4 protein-coding genes are annotated in these 5,269 nt (G+C 69.1%); 3 read left to right on the top strand and 1 reads right to left on the bottom strand.

What is annotated here, in order from left to right; all coding sequences use genetic code 11:
• Positions 1 to 91 precede the first annotated feature (91 nt).
• Positions 92 to 2,605, top strand: a complete 2,514-nt coding sequence (locus RWO82_RS15020) for a DUF3516 domain-containing protein (RefSeq protein ID WP_314428334.1) — start codon at positions 92 to 94, stop codon at positions 2,603 to 2,605.
• Between the two features lie 12 nt (positions 2,606 to 2,617).
• Here the strand turns inward: RWO82_RS15020 and RWO82_RS15015 are convergent, their stop codons facing one another.
• On the bottom strand, positions 2,618 to 3,220 hold the full coding sequence (locus RWO82_RS15015; RefSeq protein WP_314428333.1) for a M15 family metallopeptidase: 603 nt from the start codon (positions 3,218 to 3,220) through the stop codon (positions 2,618 to 2,620).
• Positions 3,221 to 3,322: 102 nt separating this feature from the next.
• Here RWO82_RS15015 and RWO82_RS15010 point away from each other — a divergent pair, with 102 nt between their 5' ends.
• Entirely contained in the window at positions 3,323 to 3,994 is a 672-nt protein-coding gene (locus RWO82_RS15010; RefSeq protein ID WP_314428332.1) for a response regulator transcription factor, read from the top strand.
• 28 nt (positions 3,995 to 4,022) lie between these two features.
• Positions 4,023 to 5,105: a HAMP domain-containing sensor histidine kinase gene (locus RWO82_RS15005; protein WP_314428331.1), complete on the top strand. Its 1,083-nt coding sequence runs from the start codon at positions 4,023 to 4,025 to the stop codon at positions 5,103 to 5,105.
• Positions 5,106 to 5,269: the final 164 nt, after the last annotated feature.

Here is a 5,269-nt window from a genome sequence, read left to right as displayed (position 1 = left end):
CGCAGCGTGTGCCCTTCGCAGCGTGTGCCCCTGCGCAGCGTGTTCTCCTTCGCAGGGTGTGCCCCGGCGGAGGTGGGATGATCGAGGGACCATGCCTGCGATCCTCGACCACACCACGCTGACAGACGGATCCGACGCGGATGCCGTGTACACGGCGTTCGTCGACTGGGCGGAGTCGACCGGCATCAGCCTCTACCCCGCGCAGGATGAAGCCGTCATCGAGATCGTCTCGGGCAACAACCTCATCCTGTCGACGCCGACCGGCACCGGGAAGTCGCTGGTCGCAGTGGGCGCGCACTTCGCCGCCCTCGTCGAGGGGCGCCGCTCGTTCTACACGGCGCCCATCAAGGCGCTCGTGAGCGAGAAGTTCTTCTCTCTCGTCGACGTCTTCGGCGCCGCCAACGTCGGCATGATCACGGGCGACTCCTCGGTGAACCCGGATGCGCCGATCATCTGCTGCACGGCCGAGATCCTCGCGAACCTCGCCCTGCGCCAGGGCACGGATGCCGCGGTGCACCAGGTCGTGATGGACGAGTTCCACTTCTACGCCGACCCCGACCGCGGGTGGGCGTGGCAGGTGCCGCTGCTCGAGCTGCCGCAGGCGCAGTTCATCCTCATGTCGGCGACCCTGGGCGACGTCTCGCAGTTGTCGAGCGACCTGACGCGCAGGACCGGCCGCGACACGGCATCCGTCACAGGTGTCGAGCGGCCCGTGCCGCTGCACTACTTCTATGAGACGACGCCGATCCACGAGACGATCGACGACCTGCTCGCCACGGGCCAGGCCCCGGTCTACGTCGTGCACTTCTCGCAGGCGGCCGCGATGGAGCGGGCACAGGCGCTGTCGAGCACGAAGGTCGCCACGCGGGAGCAGCGCGACGAGATCGCTGCCCTCATCGGCGGATTCCGCTTCACCACGGCGTTCGGCAAGACCCTCTCGCGCTTCCTCCGTGCGGGCATCGGAGTTCACCACGCCGGGATGCTGCCGAAGTACCGCCGCCTGGTGGAGCAGCTCGCCCAGCGCGGACTGCTGCGGGTGATCTGCGGCACCGACACCCTCGGCGTGGGCATCAACGTGCCCATCCGCACGGTGCTGCTCACGGCCCTGACCAAGTTCGACGGCACCCGGATGCGGCAGCTCAGCGCCCGCGAGTTCCACCAGATCGCCGGCCGCGCGGGCCGGGCGGGCTTCGACACCGCCGGAACCGTGGTCGCACAGGCGCCCGAGCATGAGAGCGACAACATCGCGGCGATCAAGAAGGCCGGCGACGACCCGAAGAAGAAGCGCAAGATCATCCGCAAGAAGGCCCCCGACGGCTTCGTGTCGTGGGGAGAGCCGTCGTTCCGCAAGCTGATCGATGCCGAGCCCGAGACCCTCACCTCGCACATGCAGATCACGAGCGCCATGATGCTCAACGTGATCGGACGCGGCGGCGACGTCTTCGGAAACATGCGCGCGCTGATATACGACAATCACGAACCGCGGAAGAGACAGCGCGAACTCGCTCTGCGCGCGCTCGGCATCTACCGCACGCTGCTCGAATCGGGCGTCGTCGAGCAGACCGACGACGGCGAGATCCGCCTCACGGTCGACCTGCAGCCGAACTTCGCCCTGAACCAGCCGCTGTCGCCGTTCGCTCTCGCGGCGTTCGAGCTCCTCGACCCCGATCCCACCGTCGGCACGGGCACGGGCTCGTACGCGCTCGACATGATCTCGATCGTCGAGTCGACGCTCGACAACCCCCGCGCCATTCTGGGCCAGCAGGAGTTCCAGGCGCGCGGCGAGGCCGTCGCCGCCATGAAGCGCGAGGGCATCGAGTACGACGAGCGCATGGAGCTGCTCGAGGAGGTCACGTATCCGAAGCCTCTGGACGAGCTGCTCAGCGCCGCGTTCGAGACGTTCAGCGCCGCACAGCCGTGGATCCGCGACTTCGAACTGCATCCGAAGTCGGTCGTGCGCGACATGTACGAACGGGCCATGTCGTTCGGGGAATATGTCGCGTTCTACAAGATCGCGCGCTCCGAGGGCGTCGTGCTGCGCTACCTCTCCGATGCGTATCGCGCGGCCTCGCAGACGATCCCGGAGGAGCTCAAGGACGAAGACCTGCGGGACCTGATCGAGTGGCTCGGCGAGCTCGTGCGACAGGTCGATTCGAGTCTGCTCGACGAATGGGAGGAGCTGGTCAACGGGGTCCTGCACGGACCGGACGACGAGCCGATCGTGCCGCCTGCCCCGAAGCGCCTGACCACCAACACGCGCGCCTTCCGCACGCTCGTGCGCAACGAGCTCTTCCGTCGGGTGCAGCTCGCCGCCCGCGACGACGTCGCCGCCCTCGCCGAACTCGACCCCTCGTTCGGCGCCGACGCCTGGTCGGACGCGCTCGACGGATACTTCGCCGAGCACGACGAGATCCTCACCGGCGCGAACGCCCGCAGCGCACAGCTGCTGCTTCTCACAGAGGGTGCGACCGAGTGGACCGCGCGGCAGATCTTCGACGATCCCGCGGGCGACCACGACTGGGGCATCTCGGCCACGGTCGACCTCGCCGCCTCCGACGAGGAGGGCGCCGCGGTGCTGACCGTCACGGGAGTGGATCGGCTCTGACGACGGCCGCGCTCACCGCTGCGTGCGCGGGTCGGTCGTCGGGTTGTCGTACATCACCGGGCAGCCGTTCGCCACGGCCGCGGGGCGCAGTTCGAAGTGCCAGCGCTCGTTCGCGTAGATCTGGCAGAGCCCGAACTCGGCGCCCCGCTGGGCGAGCCAATCCTGCGCCGTGAGCGGGCCGAGATCGACGGCATCACCCGAGACGTGCTCGGAGTTCTCCGGCGTCGCGACCCACCGCGCCGCCTCTTCGACCGAGCCGTACTGCTCCACGGCCTCCTGCTGCAGCACCTGCTGGAGCGCCGGCGAGCGCCAGCCGCTGTTCACGTGCATCGGCACACCGTCCTGCGCCGCGGCATCGGCGGCCGCACGCACGGCGGCGAGCAGATCGGAGTCCAGGTTCGAGACCGCGGGCACGTCGTCGTACACCGACACTGCTCCCTCGTGGCCGATGACCCCGTCCTGTTCGCCGAGCACCGCGCGCGTGACGGGCGGCGATGCCACCGCATCCGACTGCTGCCCCCACAGCACGAGCGCGGCGACGACGAGTCCCATCAGCATCAGAACGGCGACGGCGGCGACGACGCCGGGACGGGTGAGGGTGGTGCGTGAGTTCATGCCTCCAGTCAACGAAGACGACTGTTGCGACGACGTATGCGATTCTCCATACGCTCGCGATATGCGCGGATGCGTAAGCTCTGAGCACATGGGAGTCCTGCCGTGCGCGTGCTGATCGTCGAGGACGAGCCATACCTGGCCGAGGCGGTGCGAGACGGGCTCAGGCTCGAGGCGATCACGGCTGACATCGCGGGCGACGGCGACACCGCGTTGGAGCTCCTGAGCATCAACTCCTACGACCTCGCCGTGCTCGATCGCGACATCCCCGGGCCGACCGGCGACGACATCGCCCGCACGATCGTGGCGTCCGGCAGCGGCATCCCGATCCTCATGCTCACGGCGGCCGATCGTCTCGACGACAAGGCGAGCGGGTTCGAACTCGGAGCCGACGACTATCTCACCAAGCCCTTCGAGCTGCGCGAGCTGGTGCTGCGACTGCGCGCGCTCGACCGCCGACGCCGGCGCGCACGCCCGCCCGTGCTCGAGCTCGCGGGACTGCGGCTCGATCCCTTCCGCCGCGAGGTCTTCCGCGACGGAAGGTACGTCGCTCTCACCCGCAAGCAGTTCGCGGTGCTCGAGGTGCTGGTCGATGCCGGGGGTGGCGTCGTCAGCGCCGAGCAGCTGCTCGAACGCGCCTGGGACCAGAATGCCGATCCGTTCACGAATGCGGTGCGCATCACCGTCTCCTCGCTGCGCAAGAGACTGGGCGAACCCTGGCTGATCCTCACCGTGCCGGGCGTGGGATACCGCATCGAGGCCGACTCCGATGAGTGACGCCGTGCGACCTCCGCGGCGCCGAGGGATGAGCGCCCGATGGAGACTCACCCTGAGCTACGCGGGCGTCGTGGTCGTGACGGGTGTGGGCCTGCTCACCGCCGTCGCGCTCTACCTGCTGCGGTACGTGCCCGACGTGCAGTTCACGACCCAGAGCGGCCTGTTCGTGCCCAACAGGTCGGACCTGATCCGGGCGTTCATCCCGGCCGCGTCGATCGCGATGCTCGTGCTGCTGGCGATCGGGCTGGCCGGCGGCTGGCTGATCGCCGGACGCATGCTCGCACCGCTCGATCGCATAGGGCGGGCGGCCGAGCTCGCCGCCCAGGGATCTCTGTCGCACCGCGTGGAGCTGGTGGGACGGGGCGACGAGTTCCGCGACCTGGCCGACGTCTTCGACTCGATGCTCGCGCAGCTGGAGGCGCATGTCGCCGAGCAGCAGCGGTTCGCCGCCAACGCCTCGCACGAGCTGCGCACCCCCCTCGCGATCTCGCAGACCATGCTCGAGGTCGCACGCAACGACCCCGACCGCGACTCCGACGCCCTGATCGAGAGGCTGCACCGCGTGAACTCGCGGGCGATCGAGCTGACCGAAGCCCTGCTGATGCTCAGCCGCGCCGAACGTCGCGCCTTCACCCGCGAGCCGGTCGACCTCTCGCTCCTGGCCGAAGAGTCGGTCGAGACCCTGCTGCCTCTCGCCGAACGCCGCGACGTCACGATCGACGTCGGCGGCGACGCGGCGGTGGTGCTCGGGTCGTCGGCACTGCTGCAGCAGCTGATCACGAACCTCGTGCACAACGCGATCGTGCACAATCACGCCTCGGGCGGCACGGCGATCGTGCGCACGCATGCACGGCCGGATGCCGTGGCGGTCGTGGTCGAGAACACCGGCGGCGTGCTGCCCCCACACCTCACCGCGACCCTCGCCGAGCCCTTTCAGCGCGGAGCAGAGCGCACGCGCGGGGACGATCACGCGGGGGTCGGCCTGGGACTCGCGATCGTGCAGCGCATCGCGCAGGCCCACGACGGCTCTCTCGTGCTCACGGCGCTCGAGGGCGGCGGACTGAACGCGACGGTGTGGCTGCCGCATCCGAGTCCGCAGCCTCGCGCCTGAACGCGTGCGTGGTGGGGGTGGGTCTGGTGCTGGTGCTGGTGGTGGCCGAGTTGGCACCTGCTGTCGCAATTCGATCTGAGTAGCGACAACAGGTGCCACCCAAAGGACTCGCGCCCACCCTCAGTTGGCACCTCCTGACGCCACCCACGCCCCAGAGCGACAAC

Origin of the sequence: uncultured Microbacterium sp., assembly GCF_963521645.1 — a bacterium.
Classification (GTDB): domain Bacteria; phylum Actinomycetota; class Actinomycetes; order Actinomycetales; family Microbacteriaceae; genus Microbacterium.
This window is presented reverse-complemented; position numbering and strand designations above follow the sequence as displayed.